Below are 15,504 nucleotides of genomic sequence, written 5' to 3' on the forward strand. Positions count from 1 at the left end.
CACCATCGTGCCGCACCGGTGTTTCGGGCGGGCAGCCGCCATCGAATACCCGATCGGGCACACCAACTCGGCGTGTATGGGGCGGGTGTACAAGCCACCCGGTAACGTCAGGCCCGTGCTCATCCGGTGGCGTGCCGTCCCCCCGAGGCAGGTGGGGGCTTTCCCCCGGCGTGGCGCTTTGGCCCTTGGCTGTGTCGCCGCCGCGCTGATGGGCATCGTGGGATGCACCTCCGTCACCAACGGAACGGCGACCCCGGACACCAAAGTGGCCCCGGCCTACCGCCAGTCGGTGTCCGCGTCGGTGTCGGCCTCGTCGGCCACGTCGAGCGTCCGGGAGTCCCAGCGCCAGCAGTCGCTGACCACCAAGGCGGTGCGCACCGCCTGCGCCTCGCTGATCACCACCAGCAAGAACGCGATCGACAAGACCAACGAATTCGTGCAGGCGTTCAATTCGGGCCGCGGCACCGGCCCCACCGAGGGCCCGGCGATCGACGCCCTCAACGACAGCGCCACCACGGTGGCCAACAGCTTCAGTGACGCGATGTCGCAGCAGATCAAGGACGCGTTCAACGCCTACATCGACGCCGCGCACTCGGTGGCCAACGCCATTGGCACACACGCGGGGACGTCGGAATTCAACAAACGCGTCGATCAGCTCAACGACACGAAAAAGAAGGCGATCAAACTCTGCTTGGCAACGTAATGAGGTGGCAGTGTGAACCGGGTTCGCGCTGTGCGACGATAATCCCGAATCGCACATCGCGAGGGAATTGAAGGAGGCTCCACGGTGGTCGCGGCGGATGACGCCCCGAGCTACGCTCGCAAACTGGGCATCCAACGGGACCAAGTTGTCCAGGAGTGGGGCTGGGACGAAGACACCGACGATGAGATCCGCGCGGCGGTCGAGGAGGCTTGCGGCAGCGAACTGCTCGACGAGGACACCGACGAGGTAGTCGACGTCGTGCTGCTGTGGTGGCGCGACGGCGACGGCGACCTGGTGGACACGCTGATGGACGCGATCGGCCCGCTCGCCGAGGACGGCGTGATCTGGGTGCTGACCCCCAAGACGGGAAAGCCCGGGCACGTGCTGCCGGCCGAGATCGCCGAGGCGGCCCCCACCGCCGGTCTGATGCCGACCTCGTCGGTCAACCTGGGCGATTGGGCCGCCAGCCGGTTGGTGCAGCCCAAGTCCCGGGCCGGGAAGCGTTGATGTTGCCGGTCGGCACCGCCGCCCCGGACTTCACTCTGCGCGACCAGAACCAACAGCGCTTCACGCTGAGCTCCTACCGCGGCGCCAAGAACGTTCTGCTGGTGTTCTTCCCGCTGGCGTTCACCGGGATCTGCCAGGGCGAGCTGGACCAGCTGCGGGATCACCTGCCCGACTTCGAGAACGACGACAGCGCGACGCTGGCGATCTCGGTGGGTCCGCCGCCCACGCACCGGGTCTGGTCGCTGGACAGCGGCTTCACCTTCCCGGTGCTGTCGGATTTCTGGCCGCACGGCGCGGTCAGCCAGAGCTACGGCGTGTTCAACGACGACGCCGGCTACTCCAATCGCGGGACGTTCGTCATCGACCGCTCCGGGATCATTCGATTCGCCGAGATGAAGCAGCCCGGCGAGTCACGCGATCAGCGGCTGTGGACCGACGCCTTGGCGGCCTTGAGGGCCTGATTTTGGGGACTTGGCCGGCGGGCGGGTAGCCTGCCCGCAGCAACGGGCGCGTAGCTCAGTGGTAGAGCTCTGGTTTTACACACCAGCGGTCGGCGGTTCGATACCGTCCGCGCCCACCAATTTTGGCGGCTCGCGAGTGTAACCTGGCTGCGATTTTTGGCCCCGGATTTCGCCGTGTCGTTACGCTCGCGAGCGGCCCTCGGGGTGTTCGGGCCCCGATATCCAGGACCGGGCGCCGGCGAGCACCGCGGCGTGCACCGCTCGGGCGATCCGGGCGCCGAACACCGAGCGCGGCCCGCCGTAGGTCTCCTCGGCCCCGTCCGTCGGGCAGTGCACGACGACCGCGTCCGACGCCGTTCCGGTGGCGCGCACCCCGGCCTCGTGCAACGCCTGCGTCTTGGCCTCCGTGGCGGTGGCCACCGCGTTGACCAGGGCCGCCCCGGACAGCCGGACCGGCACCGCGACCACGATGTTGATGGTCCCCACCCGGTAGCCGTCGCCGTCGGTGAGCGGCCGGTACTCGACGATCTCGTAGTCGGTGAACGCCGTCGTGCGCAGGCCGGCCGGCACCTCCCGGCGGAAGTGCCGGTCGGGGGCGGCCGCCCAGGCCGGGCTGGAGAGCCCGACGGTCGCGGTGGCGTGCACGCCGCCGTCGGCGGCGCGGTGGTGGCGGGTCACGTCGACCGCGGTGAGCAGCCCGCAGCCGGTGCCGACAAGCCCGACCGCGGCGCCGATCTCGGTCAGGTGGCGGTCCGGGTCCGTCCGGTCGTAATCCAGGGGGACCGTCGCGTTGACCAACCAGTCGCGGGCGCCGACGCCGCCGCCGAGCGGGCCCGACGAGATGCACAGCCGGGGCTCGCCGAATTCCCAGACGAGCAACGGGATCGGCCGAGAGTGCTCCACCCGCGCCGTCAGCCTGGGATCCATGCTCACATCCTCGCGTGCCGGTGCGCGCCCGGCGCACCGGGGCGCGCGGGCGACCGTCAGTGGCCCGGCCGTGTTGAATCATCGTCATGACCCAACAAGGACCCCTGAACATGCCTCTTGAAGAGGCAATGCGGACCCAGCGCGCGATCCGTCGCCTCAAGTCCGATCCCGTCGACGACTCGCTCGTGCTGCATCTGCTCGAACTGGCGATGAAGGCGCCGACCGGTTCCAACGCGCAGAACTGGGAGTTCATCGTCGTCAAGGACCGTGAGGTAGTCGCGAAGCTCGGTCGCTTGAATCGCACCGCCATGAAGGCCTTCGGTCCCATCTACCGGCGAACCCTGCAGCGCCGCGGGGACGACAAGATGCTGCGGGTATTGAAAGCTGTGCGATGGCAGGCGGACCACTTCGAAGACATCCCCGTGGTCGTGGTGGCATGCCTGAAGGGTGTCGTTGCGCCCTGGCCCCCAATAGGTGCGAGCAGCGCCTACGGATCCATCTATCCCGCGATTCAGAACCTGTTGCTGGCGGCACGCGCCGCCGGGTTGGGTGCGGCGTTGATCACCATGCCGCTGTGGAGCACGCTATTGGCAAGGCGCGCCTTGGGTTTGCCGCGCAATGTGATTCCGTGCGCGGTGATTCCCTTGGGCTGGCCGATCGGCAAGTACGGTCCCACCACGCGTCGGCCGGTCGGAGAACTCGTTTCGCTGGACCGGTACGGCAACCGGGCGTTTCTGTAGCCGTCGCTGGTGTGTTCGGGCGAGGCCCCTGAACGGCCTGGCGGGCAAGGCGGCACTATGAAACGCGTGAAACCGTTCCGCATCGATGTTTCCGACGAGGTTCTCGACGATCTGCGCGCGCGGCTGGCCCGAACCCGTTGGCCCGAGGCCGAATGCGTCGACGACTGGAGCCAGGGCATGCCGCTGGCCTACACCCGCGAGCTGGCCGACTATTGGGCCAACGACTACGACTGGCGGGCGCGGGAGGCGGGGCTCAATCGCTTCGACCAGTTCATCACCGAGATCGACGGGCTCGACATCCATTTCATCCACCAGCGCTCGCCGCACTCCGACGCCTTCCCGTTGGTGATCACCCACGGCTGGCCGGGCTCGATCGTGGAGTTTCACAAGGTGATCGAGCCGCTGACCAACCCCGCATCGGGACGCGCCGAGGACGCCTTCCACGTCGTCTGTCCGTCGCTGCCGGGCTACGGGTTCTCCGGAAAACCCACCGGCGCGGGGTGGGGCGTGGAGAAGATCGCCGAGGCGTGGGAAACGCTGATGCTGCGCCTCGGCTACGACCGCTACGGTGCCCAGGGCGGCGACTGGGGCGCCGCGGTCACCACCCAGATCGGCCGCAATCGGGGCCACTGCGCGGCCATTCACCTGAACATGCCGGTCGGTAGACCCACCAAGGAAGCGCTGTCGAATCCGACCGAGGAAGAGCAACGAGCGATGGCCGGGTTGGCCAATCACCGCAAATGGGGCACCGGGTATTCCAAGCAGCAGTCGACCCGGCCGCAAACGCTGGGCTACGGGCTGGCCGATTCGCCGGTGGGCCAGCTGGCGTGGATCGTCGAAAAGTTCTGGGACTGGGCGGATTGCGACGGACATCCCGAGAACGCGGTGAGCCGCGACGAGCTGCTCGACAACGTGATGGTCTACTGGGTGACCAACACGGCCGCGTCCTCGGCCCGCCTGTACTGGGAGAGCTTCGCGGTCTGGGGTAGGGGCGATCGCGTCGAATTGCCCACGGGCGTCGCGGCTTTCCCCGGCGAACTGCTCAAGGCGCCGCGCAGCTGGTGCGAGCCGGTCTACAACATCACCCACTGGACCGTCATGCCGCGCGGCGGGCATTTCGCCGCGTTCGAGGAACCGGACCTGTTCGTCGAGGATCTCCGCGCGTTCTTCGCGACGGTGCGCTGACTTGCCTTTCGCGAGTGTGCATTTCACGACGCGACACGCCGAGAGCGCGTCGTGAAATGCACACTCGGGCGGGCTTAGGTCCGGCGGGGCTTAGGGTCGGCGGGGCTTAGGTCCCGGACGGGGCGAAGAACTCCAGCGCGATGCCGTCGGGGTCGCGGAAACTCAGCCCCGAGCCGTAGGGCGCATCCACGATGCCGCCGTGGCCGACGCCCAGTTCGCCCAGCCGGGTGACCCAGCTCTCCAGCTCGGCGCGGCCGGCGCAGCCGAAGCCGACGTGGTCCAGGCCCACCCGCAGCTCGTCGAATTCCTCGTCGGGGGCCGCGCGGTCGTGCTGATGAATGCCGAAGACCGTGCCGCCGCCAAGCATCCACACCAGATGCCGGAAGCCGGCGTCGGTGTGCTCGTCGAGAACCGGGTCGGCGCCGAACAGGTTGCGGTACCACGGGCCGCTGACCTCGATATCACGCACCGTGACCGCGACGTGGTTGAGCGCTGGGAAAGCCATGGTGTCGACTCTAGCCCTCGACGGGCCGGCGGCTCCGGCGTTCCCGGGATCGCCTGTCCCACAGGCAAAGCGACACGACCCTCGCTTTCTCGCCGATGCCTCATGGGGCTCGTGAATTCCGGTGTGAGACGCTGCCGAGGTGTTTGCGACGCGCACCCGCCTGGCCGGCGTGCTGGTCGGCTACCTGGCCGACCGCGCGCTGGGCGACCCGCGCCGGGGCCACCCCGTCGCCGCGTTCGGCCGGGCCGCCGCCGCGTGGGAGAACCTGACCTACCGCGAGAGCAGGAGCGCCGGCGCCGTCCACGTGGGCGTGCTGATCGGGTCGCTGGGCCTGCTCGGCGCGGCGGCGCAACGGGCCGCGGGGCGCGGCGGCCGGCCGTGCTCGATCGCGATGACCGCCGCGGCCACCTGGGCCTGCCTAGGGGGAACGTCGTTGGCGCGCACCGGGCTGGCCATGTCGGAGCTGCTGGAGCGCGGCGACATCGAGGGCGCCCGCGCGCTGCTGCCGTCGCTGTGCGGGCGCGACCCCGCGTCGCTGGACGGTGCGGGCCTGACCCGGGCGTCGCTGGAATCGGTCGCCGAGAACACCTCCGACGCCCAGGTGGCGCCGCTGCTCTACGCGGCCGCCGGCGGCGTGCCCGCGGTGCTGGCGTACCGCGGCATCAACACCCTGGACTCCATGGTCGGCTACCGCTCGCCGCGCTACCTCCGATTCGGCTGGGCCGCAGCCAGATTGGACGACGTCGCCAACTACCTGGCCGCGCGGGTGACCGCGTCGCTGGCGGTGGCGTTGGCGCCGCTGGTCGGCGGCTCACCGTCGGGCGCGGCGCGGGCGTGGCGGCGCGACGCCGGCCGCCATCCCAGCCCCAACGCCGGTGTCGTCGAGGCGGCGTTCGCGGGGGCGCTGGGTGTGCGCCTGGGCGGGCCCACCCAATACCGCCACGAGCTGCAGATCCGGCCCACGCTCGGCGACGGCCGGGAGCCCACGGTGGCCGACCTGCGACGGGCGGTCACGCTGTCGTCGCTGGTGCAAGCGGGCGCCACGCTCGTGGCCGGGGTGCTGGCCGGTTACCGGCGGCGGCCGTAACGGTCGGCGAGTTTGTCCTCCACCGTCCGCGGCGCCTGTTCCGCCGGCTCCGCCTCCGATGAGGGGCCCTGCTGCTTTTCCTGGCGGCGGGCCCGGATCTCGGAATACGCGAAGTAGCCCAGCCCGATCGGGGCGAGGATCCCGAACGCGATCCACTGGATGCCGTAGGACAGGAACGGGCCGGCATCCAGCTGCGGCACACCGACCACCCCGAGCCCACCGGGCTGACCGTCGACCAACTGCAGATAGGGCCCGGCCAGCGGGACCTTGGTCAGCACCGCGACCTGACTGGTGTCGATCGAATACACCTGCTGCACACCGCCTCCCACGAACGGATCCTTGCCCGCGGCGGCGGGCTCTGAGTTGCGCAGCCGCGCCGTGATGGTCACCGTCTCGGCCGGCGGGCGGGGGATGGGCGGAACACGAGATCCCTCCAACGGGCGCACGTAACCGCGGTCGACCAGCACCGTGGGTCCGCCGTCGACGACGAAGGGCGCGAGCACCTCGAACGCCGGTTTGGAATCGATCACCCGCAACCGGGCCAGCACCTGGACGTTGGGCAGGTAATGGCCGGTCGCGGTGACCTGACGCCACTGCTGCCCGGGGGCCGCCGAGTTCTGCTGCGGCAGCAGGGATTTCACCGGGACGGGCGCGGTGTTCAGGGAGTGCTCGATCTGGTGGTTCTCCTGCGAGGTCCTGCTGTGCTTTCCCAGCTGCCACGGCGCGAGCACCGTGAAGCACAGATAGGCGAACGCGATGACCACCAGTGCCAGCACGATCCAGCCGGGGCGCAGCACGAACGCCAGCCTGCGCATCACCCCGACCCGTTCTGCGCGAGGCGTTCGTCGACCCAGTCATGCAGGCCGGGCAGCGCGGCCTCGATGACGGCGTAGACGCGTTCGAAGTCGCTTGCGTCGCCGTAGTAGGGGTCATCGACGTCGGGGGTGTGCGCGCCGGTGCGCGGATCGAAAGACCGCAGCATCTTGACGCGGTCCTCGTCGGCGCCCAGGTGCCGCAGCATCCGGGCGTGGTTGCGGTCCAGGGCCACCACGAGATCGGCCGCCAGGTGCTCGGCGTCGACCTGCGCGGCGTGGTGCTCGGTCGGGTAGCCGTGGGCACGCAGCACGCCGGCGGCCCGCTCGTCGGCGCACTCGCCGACGTGCCAGTTGCCGGTTCCGGCGCTGCTCACCCGCACCGCGTCCGCCAGACCCCGGCGGCGCAGTTGGTCGGCGAACATCTTCTCGGCCATCACCGATCGGCAGATGTTGCCGGTGCACACGAACGTGACGTGCAGCGGCTCGCGCTCAGACACCCAGGGCCCTCCGCAGCTCGTCGATGGTCGCGGCGTGCGTCACCCCGCTGAACGTGTCCGCCTTGCCGTAACCCCAGCCGACCACCACGGTGTCGATGCCGTGCGCGGCCGCGCCGTGCACGTCGTGGCTGCGGTCACCGACCATCAGCACCCGTTCGGGCAGCGGCTCCAGCTGCGAAAGCGCATGGGCGAGCACCTCGACCTTGGCTTTGCGGGAGCCGTCGGGGCTCGCCCCGGCGATGACTTCGAAATGCTGGTCGAGCCCGAAGTGGGCGAGGATGCGCCGCGCGGTGGGTTCCAGCTTCGAGGTGGCCACGGCCAGCCGGACGCCGGCGGCGCGCAGGTCGACCAGCAGCGCCTCGATGCCGTCGAAGAGCGCGTTCATCGCCCACCCCCGGGCGCCGTACTCGGCGCGGAAGGCCGCGATCGCCTCCTCGGCGTCGTCGCCGAGCTCCATCGACCGGAAGGTGTCGTCCATCGGCGGGCCCACGATCTGGGCGACGAGGTCGCCGGGGGGCACCGGGGCGCCGATGTGGTTGAGCGCATGCAGGAAGCTGGCCACGATGCCCTCCGCGGAGTCAGTCAGCGTGCCGTCGAGATCGAAGATCACCAGCTGCGCCCCTGGGGCTTGGCGATCGGTGGACGTTGTGCCTGTCACCTCACCATTGTCCTCGATGGGCGCGGGCGGGTGCGACGGTGTTGCCGGTGTTCGTCCGGCTCGCCCGCGCGGCGCACTAGTGTTTCACGGATGGCGAGTCTGAACCTGAGCCCGCCTGCGGCGCGCTATCACGGTGATCAGGCCGTCGCGCCCGGGATGCTGGATTTCGCCGTCAACGTCCGTCACGGCCAACCGCCGGAATGGCTGCTGCGACGGCTGGCCGCGCGGCTGCCCGACCTGGCGCGCTACCCGAGCAGCGACGACGTCCACGCGGCGCAGGACGCGGCCGGCGCACGGCACGGCCGGGCCCGCGAGGAGGTGCTGCCGCTGGCCGGGGCGGCCGAGGGGTTCGCCCTGCTGGGCAACCTGCGCCCGGCGCGGGCGGCGATCGTCGCGCCGGCGTTCACCGAGCCGGCGGCGGCGCTGACCGCCGCCGGGGTTCCGGTGCACCACGTGGTGCTGCGGCCGCCCTTCGGCCTCGCGGGTGCGGCCGTCCCCGAGGACGCCGACCTGGTCGTCGTGGGCAATCCCACCAATCCCACCTCGGTGCTGCATCGCCGCGAGGAGCTACTCGCGTTGCGCCGGCCCGGCCGGATCCTGGTGGTCGACGAGGCCTTCGCCGACTCGATCCCAGGCGAGCCGGAGTCGCTGGCCGGTGACGCGCTGCCCGACGTGCTGGTGCTGCGCAGCCTGACCAAGACGTGGGCGCTGGCCGGACTGCGGGTGGGCTACGCGCTGGGGTCACCGGAGGTGTTGGCGCGCCTGACCGCTGCGCGGGCGCACTGGCCGGTGGGCACGCTGCAACTGACGGCCATCGCGGCGTGTTGCGGCCCACAGGCCGTTGCCGACGCGGCGGCCGGGGCGGCGCGACTGGGCCAGCTGCGCGCCGAGATGGTGGCCGGGCTGGCGTCGGTGGGCGCCGACGTGGTCGACGGCCAAGCTCCGTTCGTGCTGTTTCGCGCGCAGGAGGCCGTTCGATTGCGAAAACGACTGCACGACAGGGGAATTGCCATCCGTCGCTGTGATACGTTCGTCGGCCTGGACGAGCGGTACCTGCGGGCCGCGGTGCGCCCGGAGTGGCCGCTGCTGGTGCAGGCGATCTCGGAGGTGTGCCGGTGAGCGTGACGCTGGCCGATGTCATCGCGGTGCTCGACGAGGCCTACCCGCCGCGGCTCGCCGAATCGTGGGATTCGGTCGGCCTGGTGTGCGGTGACCCCGGCGACGTGCTGGAGTCGGTGACCGTCGCGGTCGACGCGACGCCCGCGGTCGTCGACGAAGTCCCCGACGCGAGCCTGCTGCTGGCCCACCACCCGCTGCTGTTGCGGGGGGTGGACACCGTGGCGGCCAGCACGCCCAAGGGCGCGCTCGTGCACCGGCTGATCCGGACCGGGCGTTCGCTGTTCACCGCGCACACCAACGCCGACTCGGCTAGCCCGGGTGTGTCCGATGCGCTGGCCGCCGCCCTCGGGCTCCGTGTCGAGGCCCCGCTGGAGCCGGCGACCGGCGCGCCCGGCCTCGACAAGTGGGTCATCTACGTGCCCAAGGAGAACGCAGAAGCGGTGCAGGCGGCGGTGTTTGAGGCAGGGGCCGGTCACATCGGCGACTACTCGCATTGCAGCTGGAGCGTCACCGGTATCGGGCAGTTCCTGCCGCACGACGGCGCCGCGCCCGCCGTCGGCAGCGTCGGCAACGTCGAGCGGGTCCCCGAGGACCGGTTCGAGGTCGTCGCGCCCGCGCGGGCCCGGGGGCCGGTGCTGGCGGCCATGCGCGCCGCCCATCCCTACGAGGAGCCCGCGTTCGACATCTTCGCGATGGTCCCGCCGCCCAGCGACGCCGGGCTGGGCCGCATCGGCACGCTGGCCCGCCCGGAACCGTTGCGCGACTTCGTCTCCCGCGTGCGCTCCGCGCTGCCGCGGACATCGTGGGGGGTGCGGGCGGCGGGTGATCCCGAGATGCCGGTGTCGCGGGTCGCCGTCTGCGGCGGCGCCGGCGATTCGCTGCTGGCCGCCGCGGCCGGCGCCGGGGTGCAGGCCTACGTCACCGCCGATCTGCGGCACCACCCGGCCGACGAGCATCGTCGCGCCTCCGATGTCGCCCTGATCGATGTGGCGCATTGGGCAAGTGAATTCCCATGGTGTGAACAGGCCGCCGGCCTGCTGCGGTCACGTTTCGGTGCGGAGCTTCCGGTGCGAGTGAGCTCGATTCGCACCGACCCTTGGAATGTCGAGCACGGTGATAACGAGTCCGGGGGAGAAGGGTCATGAAAGCCGAAGTAGCACAGCAACGTTCGCTGCTCGAGTTGTCGAAACTGGATGCCGAGCTGTCCCGTATCACGCACCGGGCCGCGCATCTGCCGGAGCAAGAGGCGTGCCGGCGGTTGCAGGAGGAATGCGATGCCGCCGGCGACCGGCAGGGCGCGGTGCGGATTGCCCTGGAAGACATCGACGCTCACGTCAAACGTCTCGAATCGGAGATCGATTCGGTGCGCCAGCGCGAGGATCGTGACCGGGCGCTGCTGCAGTCGGGGGCGACTGACGCCAAACAACTCGCGGACCTTCAGCACGAGCTCGAGACCTTGCAGCGTCGCCAGACCAGCCTGGAAGATTCCCTGCTGGAGGTGATGGAACGTCGCGAGGAGCTGCAGTCCCAGCTGGACGCCGAGCAGCGGGCCGTCGAGACTCTGGAGGCCGAAATCGCCGACGCGAAGCAGGCCCTCGACGCCGCGCTCACCGAAATCGCCGAAGCCCGCGAGCTTCATTCGTCGCGACGCGACTCGCTGAACGCCGCACTGGACCCCGCCCTGTCCGCCCTGTACGAACGGCAGCGCGCCGGGGGAGGGCCGGGCGCCGGGCAGCTGCTGGGCAAGCGGTGCGGGGCCTGCCGGATCGAGATCGACCGCGGCGAACTGTCCCGCATCTCGGCGGCCGCCGAGGACGATGTGGTGCGCTGCCCGGAATGCGGCGCGATCCTGCTGCGGGTCAAGGGGTTCGACCAGTGAAGGTTGTCATCGAAGCCGACGGCGGATCACGTGGCAACCCCGGGCCGGCCGGGTACGGCGCCGTGGTGTGGACCGAGGACCGCGCGAGCGTGCTGGCCGAGAACAAGCAGGCCATCGGCCGGGCAACCAACAACGTCGCCGAATACCGTGGCCTGATAGCCGGTTTGGACGACGCCCTGAAGCTCGGCGCCACCGAGGCCGCGGTGTACCTGGATTCCAAGCTGCTGGTGGAACAGATGTCCGGGCGGTGGAAGGTCAAGCACCCCGACCTGATCGAACTCAACGCCCAGGCCCGACGCCTGGCGGCGCGGTTCGACACGATCAGCTACTCGTGGATTCCGCGGGAGCGCAATTCGCACGCCGATCGGTTGGCCAACGAGGCGATGGACGCTGCGGCCGAGGCCAACGGTGCGGCGGCAAAGTCCGAGCCGGCCGGCACACCCGAGCCCCCCGGCGCCGACGCGGCGAAAACCGTTGCGGCACCGGCGCCGACGGCGGCACCGGCGCCGGCTCCGGCGGCGCCCGGCTGGACCGGCGCGCGCGGCACCCCCACCCGGCTGCTGTTGCTGCGCCACGGGCAGACGGAGCTGTCGGTGCAGCGCCGCTATTCGGGCCGCGGCAACCCGGCGCTCACCGAAGTGGGGCGGTGGCAGGCCGACGCGGCGGCGCGGTATCTGGCCCAGCGCGGCGGGATTTCGGCGGTCTTCGCCTCCCCGCTGCAACGGGCGTACGACACCGCGGCGGCGGCCGCCAAGGCCCTGGGACTTGATGTGACCGTCGACGACGACCTGATCGAGACCGATTTCGGGGCCTGGGAGGGGTTGACGTTCGGCGAGGCCGCGGAGCGCGACCCCGAACTGCACCGTCGTTGGCTGCGCGACACCAGCACCGCCCCGCCGGGCGGCGAGAGCTTCGACGCGGTGCTCGACCGGGTGTCGAGCATCCGTGACCGCATCCTCGCCGCACATCAAGGCACGACGGTGCTGGTGGTGTCCCACGTGACGCCGATCAAGATGTTGCTGCGGGAGGCGCTGGACGCCGGGCCAGGCATCTTGTACCGGCTGCACCTCGACCTGGCCTCGCTGAGCATCGCCGAATTCTATTCCGACGGAGCCTCTTCGGTGCGGTTGGTGAACCAGACGGCGTATCTAGCCGGCTGAGGGCGACGCGCCGCCGTAGTCGCCGAAGGACCACAGGTTGCCTTCGGGATCGCGGACGGTGAATTCGCGTGCGCCGTAGTCGGTTTCGGCGAGCGGCCGCACCACCTCGGCCTTATGCTGCAGCACCCGTTCGTAGAGCGCGTCGGGATCGGCGGTGACGACGTAGCCGCCGGCGGTGCCCGGTTCGCGGCACCACTGCGCGTCGGGCTTGTGGGTGCCCAGCATGATCCCTCCGCTGCCGTGCGGCCAGTTCAGTTGCGCGTGATCGACGGTCTCGCCCTGGCCGTAGCGGGCCGCGAGGACGAAGCCGAATGTCTCGACGTAGTAATCGATCAGCTTGGGTGCGTCATGGGCCTGCAATGTCAACCAGACGGTCGGATTCGAAGCGGTCATGGTCCCACTGTGCTCGAAACGAGTGGCCGCCGTCTTGAATGTTTCGGAACTCGTCGGCCAGCCACCGCCGCGGCGGCACACCGACGAACCGGGCGAATTCGCGGGTCAGGTGCGCCTGGTCGCTGTACCCGGTGGCGGCCGCGATCCCCGCGAGGCCGACGCGTCCGTACCGGCGCGCCGACGCCGCGATGCGCGCCGTCGCGTGCTGGAACCGCATCAGCATCGCCACCGTCTTGGGCGAGCGGCCGACCTCCTGGCCGAACAGCGTCGTCAGGTGCCGGGTGGTCACGCCGACCGTCTCCGCCACGGCGGCCACCGGTATCCGGCCCCGGCTGCGCTCCAGCAGGTGCCAGGCATACGCGACCTCGGGACGCACGGTCGCGCTCTCGCGGCGCCGCCGCGCCTCGATGAGGTAGCGGGCCACCACGGCGAACGCGTCCGGCCAGCCGTGCGCCTCGGTCACGCGATCATGCAATTCCAGGCCGCCGCGATCCAGCACGGCGGTCGCGTCGTAGTCGGTCACGGGAAGCTCGGCGCTCGGCACGCCGAACAGCGCGCGTGATGCGAGAGGATGCACCGCCAGCTGCACGCCCGCCTGGCCGCGGCGCTGCCGCACGTGGCTGGCCTGCACGTGCAGCCCGCTCAGCAGCAACGGGTTGGGGCGCGCGACGGCCAGTGCGTCGGCGGTGTCGCCGGCTTCCACCCCGTCGTCGAGGCTGACGATGAACGTCAACATCGAGGACGGCATGCCGCGGTGCACGGTCTCGGGAACATCGAAGGTCCGGTATCCGACCATCGACGTCACGCCCGGCGCGCTGTGCGGCGGTGCCACGCGGTATTCCGAGCCCCGGTCCATCGCTCCACGCTAACGCCGTACCGGTCAGCTGTGCAGGTGCAGCCGCTCGCCGTGCGGGCCGAAAATCACGATGGCCTCCACCGGCCCGTCCACCACGCCGAACCAGTGCGGCGTCCACGTCGAGAATTCGACGGCCTGGCCCGGGTCGATGGTGAAGTCGCGGTCGCCGAGGATGAGCCGCATCCGGCCGGAAAGCACGTACATCCAGTCCTGCCCCTCATGCACGGGCAGGTCGGCGGGCGGGTTGCGCCGCCGGGCGCTGACGCGAACCTTGAACGCGTGCAGGCCGCCGGCGGGACCCTGGCGGGTCAGCGGCCAGTAGGTGACGCCGTGGTGGGTGTGCGCCGCGCCGCGCACCCGCGGGTCCGGCGGTGACGAGGTCTGCAGCAACTCGTCGGTGCTCACCGAGAGAGCCCGGGCCAGCCGCGGCAGATGATCCAGCGCCAGGCGGCGTTTGCCGGACTCGAGCCGGCTGAGCGTCGAGACGTTGATGCCCGCCTTCTCGCCGACCTCCTGCAGCGTCATGCCCCGCTGCACGCGCAGCTCCCGCAGCCTCCGCCGCACCAGGAGGTCGATGTCGGGGTCGGTTTTTGCCTGCATGGCAATTCAGCTTGGCAACTCCTGGCGGAATGGGCAAGCTCGCGGTATGGACAGTTCTTGCAAACCCGATGACGCCCAGCAGTTCTGGGAAGAGCGCTACCGGTCACTCGAGCGGGTGTGGAGCGGACGGGTCAACCCCCGGCTCGCGGAGGTGGCCGCCGACCTGGCGCCGGGCCGAGCACTCGACCTGGGCTGCGGAGAGGGAGCCGACGCGCTGTGGCTCGCCGACCGCGGGTGGCAGGTGGTGGCCGTCGACGTCTCGGACACCGCGCTGCAACGCGCCCGCGCGGCCGCATCGGCGCGGAATATGGCCGCCCACATCGAATTTCAGCGGCACAACCTCAACGAGAGCTTCCCGCAAGGGATGTTCGACCTGATCTCTGCCCAGTATTTTCATTCGCCGGCCCGCCTCGACCGGGAAAACGTGTTACGGAACGCCGCCGGCCGCGTGAATCCCGGTGGCGTGCTGTTGATCGTCGACCACGGGGCGGTGCCGCCGTGGGCGCAGCACCACGATCACTCCTTCCTCGGCATCGAGGAGGTGATCGCCTCGTTACGGCTGGATTCGACCGCCTGGACTCGGTTACGGGCCGACTCCGTCGAGCGCGAGATGACCGTCAACGGGGAAACGGCCAGGGTGCCCGACCACGTGATCGCGTTGCGACGAGACGAATGATCCTCACGCCGCGTCGTGAAAGATCAGCCCCATCGCGTAGCGCTGCCCGGTGCGAACCACGGACACACCATGGCGCACCGGCGCCGCGGACCAGCCGCGGGCCGAGGGCACCGGCCGCTCCCGGGTGGTGAAGACGTAGCCGTGCCCCTGCGGCAATTGCGTTGCGGTGCCCCGGGATTGAGCCCGCAGTCGCTGCTCGACCAGCAAAAATTCACCGCCGGTGTAATCGGTGGCCGGGTCGCTGAGGTTGATCACCACCTGCAAGGGGAACACCAAGTCCCCGTAGAGGTCCCGGTGCAGCGCATTCCAGTCGCCCGCACCGTATTTCAGCATCAGGGCCGTGGACCGGGTCTGGCCGGCGGCGTGGCAGGCCGCCAGCCAGTCGTCGAGGCGGTCCGGCCAGGGTGCGTCCCGGCCCAGCCTGCCCCACCAATCGCGGGCGATCGGCAGCAGCCGGGGATACAGCGCCTGTTTGAGATCCTCGATCGGTTCGGGGTAGGGCGCGTGGAAATAGCGGTACTGCCCGGACCCATAGCGCTTGGGCGCCATGTCGATCGTGGAACGGAACAGGGCGTCGTCGGCGTAGAGCTTGCGCAGCCGCGCCGCCTCGCTGGGCGTGACCAGTCGCGGTAGCAGCGCCCCGCCGTACTCGTCGACCGCGGCGGCGATAGCCTCCCAATCGCCTGAATCGACACGCCTTTTCCACCGGGACATCCGCGTCCTTCCGATTCGTGAC

The 15,504-nt window shown here is 70.3% G+C and carries 20 protein-coding genes and 1 tRNA gene; 12 read left to right on the plus strand and 9 right to left on the minus strand.

Annotated features, from left to right (window positions below):
• Positions 1 to 115 precede the first annotated feature (115 nt).
• From AC0KS4_RS08620 to AC0KS4_RS08635, 4 genes are all read left to right on the plus strand, one after another.
• The gene (locus AC0KS4_RS08620) at positions 116 to 703 is read left to right on the plus strand and encodes a hypothetical protein (protein WP_225329035.1); all 588 of its coding nucleotides are present in this window, start codon (positions 116 to 118) and stop codon (positions 701 to 703) included.
• An 84-nt stretch (positions 704 to 787) separates the two neighbouring features.
• A complete protein-coding gene (locus AC0KS4_RS08625; protein WP_225329010.1) occupies positions 788 to 1,210 on the plus strand; it encodes a DUF3052 domain-containing protein in 423 nt (140 codons plus the stop codon).
• The gene (locus tag AC0KS4_RS08630) at positions 1,210 to 1,671 is read left to right on the plus strand and encodes a peroxiredoxin (protein ID WP_238957841.1); all 462 of its coding nucleotides are present in this window, start codon (positions 1,210 to 1,212) and stop codon (positions 1,669 to 1,671) included. The genes AC0KS4_RS08625 and AC0KS4_RS08630 overlap by 1 nt, the downstream gene beginning before the upstream one ends.
• 44 nt (positions 1,672 to 1,715) lie before the next feature.
• A tRNA-Val gene (locus AC0KS4_RS08635) sits at positions 1,716 to 1,790 on the plus strand.
• 61 nt (positions 1,791 to 1,851) lie between these two features.
• Here AC0KS4_RS08635 and AC0KS4_RS08640 read toward each other — a convergent pair.
• Positions 1,852 to 2,574 carry an adenosylcobinamide amidohydrolase gene (locus AC0KS4_RS08640; RefSeq protein ID WP_425326389.1) on the minus strand — a complete coding sequence of 241 codons (723 nt, stop codon included), beginning with the start codon at positions 2,572 to 2,574 and terminating at the stop codon, positions 1,852 to 1,854.
• 134 nt (positions 2,575 to 2,708) lie between these two features.
• Between AC0KS4_RS08640 and AC0KS4_RS08645 the strand changes: the two genes are divergently transcribed.
• Positions 2,709 to 3,338, plus strand: coding sequence for a nitroreductase family protein (locus tag AC0KS4_RS08645; RefSeq protein WP_238957843.1), 630 nt, complete (start codon positions 2,709 to 2,711; stop codon positions 3,336 to 3,338).
• Between the two features lie 57 nt (positions 3,339 to 3,395).
• Entirely contained in the window at positions 3,396 to 4,523 is a 1,128-nt protein-coding gene (locus AC0KS4_RS08650; RefSeq protein ID WP_238957844.1) for an epoxide hydrolase family protein, read from the plus strand.
• 106 nt (positions 4,524 to 4,629) lie between these two features.
• Here the strand turns inward: AC0KS4_RS08650 and AC0KS4_RS08655 are convergent, their stop codons facing one another.
• Entirely contained in the window at positions 4,630 to 5,028 is a 399-nt protein-coding gene (locus tag AC0KS4_RS08655) for a VOC family protein (RefSeq protein WP_238957845.1), read from the minus strand.
• Between the two features lie 139 nt (positions 5,029 to 5,167).
• Here AC0KS4_RS08655 and AC0KS4_RS08660 point away from each other — a divergent pair, with 139 nt between their 5' ends.
• Positions 5,168 to 6,115, plus strand: coding sequence for a cobalamin biosynthesis protein (locus AC0KS4_RS08660; RefSeq protein ID WP_238957846.1), 948 nt, complete (start codon positions 5,168 to 5,170; stop codon positions 6,113 to 6,115).
• Here AC0KS4_RS08660 and AC0KS4_RS08665 read toward each other — a convergent pair.
• The 3 genes from AC0KS4_RS08665 to AC0KS4_RS08675 are packed head-to-tail and all read right to left on the minus strand — an operon-like array spanning position 6,097 to position 8,085.
• Positions 6,097 to 6,930 carry an SURF1 family cytochrome oxidase biogenesis protein gene (locus AC0KS4_RS08665; RefSeq protein WP_225329017.1) on the minus strand — a complete coding sequence of 278 codons (834 nt, stop codon included), beginning with the start codon at positions 6,928 to 6,930 and terminating at the stop codon, positions 6,097 to 6,099. The two genes, AC0KS4_RS08660 and AC0KS4_RS08665, sit on opposite strands and share 19 nt — an antisense overlap.
• Positions 6,930 to 7,427 (minus strand): low molecular weight protein-tyrosine-phosphatase, encoded by a 498-nt coding sequence (locus tag AC0KS4_RS08670; RefSeq protein WP_225329018.1) that lies wholly within the window; start codon positions 7,425 to 7,427, stop codon positions 6,930 to 6,932. Before AC0KS4_RS08670 ends, AC0KS4_RS08665 begins: the two co-directional genes overlap by 1 nt.
• Positions 7,420 to 8,085 carry an HAD-IA family hydrolase gene (locus AC0KS4_RS08675; RefSeq protein ID WP_225329019.1) on the minus strand — a complete coding sequence of 222 codons (666 nt, stop codon included), beginning with the start codon at positions 8,083 to 8,085 and terminating at the stop codon, positions 7,420 to 7,422. Before AC0KS4_RS08675 ends, AC0KS4_RS08670 begins: the two co-directional genes overlap by 8 nt.
• A gap of 90 nt (positions 8,086 to 8,175) precedes the next feature.
• On the opposite strand from AC0KS4_RS08675, the gene cobC reads away from it, so the two are divergent.
• Genes cobC through AC0KS4_RS08695 form a run of 4 tightly spaced genes read left to right on the plus strand, consistent with a single transcriptional unit; the run spans position 8,176 to position 12,243 of the window.
• Complete coding sequence (cobC, locus tag AC0KS4_RS08680; protein WP_238957847.1) at positions 8,176 to 9,204, plus strand: Rv2231c family pyridoxal phosphate-dependent protein CobC; 1,029 nt, start codon at positions 8,176 to 8,178, stop codon at positions 9,202 to 9,204.
• Entirely contained in the window at positions 9,201 to 10,349 is a 1,149-nt protein-coding gene (locus AC0KS4_RS08685) for a Nif3-like dinuclear metal center hexameric protein (RefSeq protein ID WP_238957848.1), read from the plus strand. Before cobC ends, AC0KS4_RS08685 begins: the two co-directional genes overlap by 4 nt.
• Entirely contained in the window at positions 10,346 to 11,083 is a 738-nt protein-coding gene (locus tag AC0KS4_RS08690; RefSeq protein ID WP_225329022.1) for a zinc ribbon domain-containing protein, read from the plus strand. The genes AC0KS4_RS08685 and AC0KS4_RS08690 overlap by 4 nt, the downstream gene beginning before the upstream one ends.
• Positions 11,080 to 12,243: a bifunctional RNase H/acid phosphatase gene (locus AC0KS4_RS08695; protein WP_225329023.1), complete on the plus strand. Its 1,164-nt coding sequence runs from the start codon at positions 11,080 to 11,082 to the stop codon at positions 12,241 to 12,243. Before AC0KS4_RS08690 ends, AC0KS4_RS08695 begins: the two co-directional genes overlap by 4 nt.
• On the opposite strand, the gene AC0KS4_RS08700 is transcribed toward AC0KS4_RS08695, so the two are convergent.
• The 3 genes from AC0KS4_RS08700 to AC0KS4_RS08710 form a co-directional block, all read right to left on the minus strand.
• A complete protein-coding gene (locus AC0KS4_RS08700) occupies positions 12,232 to 12,636 on the minus strand; it encodes a VOC family protein (protein ID WP_238957849.1) in 405 nt (134 codons plus the stop codon). The two genes, AC0KS4_RS08695 and AC0KS4_RS08700, sit on opposite strands and share 12 nt — an antisense overlap.
• Complete coding sequence (locus AC0KS4_RS08705; RefSeq protein ID WP_238958036.1) at positions 12,590 to 13,432, minus strand: helix-turn-helix domain-containing protein; 843 nt, start codon at positions 13,430 to 13,432, stop codon at positions 12,590 to 12,592. The genes AC0KS4_RS08700 and AC0KS4_RS08705 overlap by 47 nt, the downstream gene beginning before the upstream one ends.
• Before the next feature lie 84 nt (positions 13,433 to 13,516).
• Entirely contained in the window at positions 13,517 to 14,092 is a 576-nt protein-coding gene (locus AC0KS4_RS08710; protein WP_238957850.1) for a helix-turn-helix domain-containing protein, read from the minus strand.
• Positions 14,093 to 14,138: 46 nt separating this feature from the next.
• Here AC0KS4_RS08710 and AC0KS4_RS08715 point away from each other — a divergent pair, with 46 nt between their 5' ends.
• Positions 14,139 to 14,768, plus strand: a complete 630-nt coding sequence (locus AC0KS4_RS08715; protein ID WP_238957851.1) for a class I SAM-dependent methyltransferase — start codon at positions 14,139 to 14,141, stop codon at positions 14,766 to 14,768.
• Between the two features lie 3 nt (positions 14,769 to 14,771).
• On the opposite strand, the gene AC0KS4_RS08720 is transcribed toward AC0KS4_RS08715, so the two are convergent.
• On the minus strand, positions 14,772 to 15,482 hold the full coding sequence (locus AC0KS4_RS08720; RefSeq protein ID WP_225329027.1) for a 2OG-Fe(II) oxygenase: 711 nt from the start codon (positions 15,480 to 15,482) through the stop codon (positions 14,772 to 14,774).
• Between the last annotated feature and the right edge of the window lie 22 nt (positions 15,483 to 15,504).

The sequence above is a fragment of the Mycobacterium sp. NTMscope_MAC_12 genome (assembly GCF_976985675.1).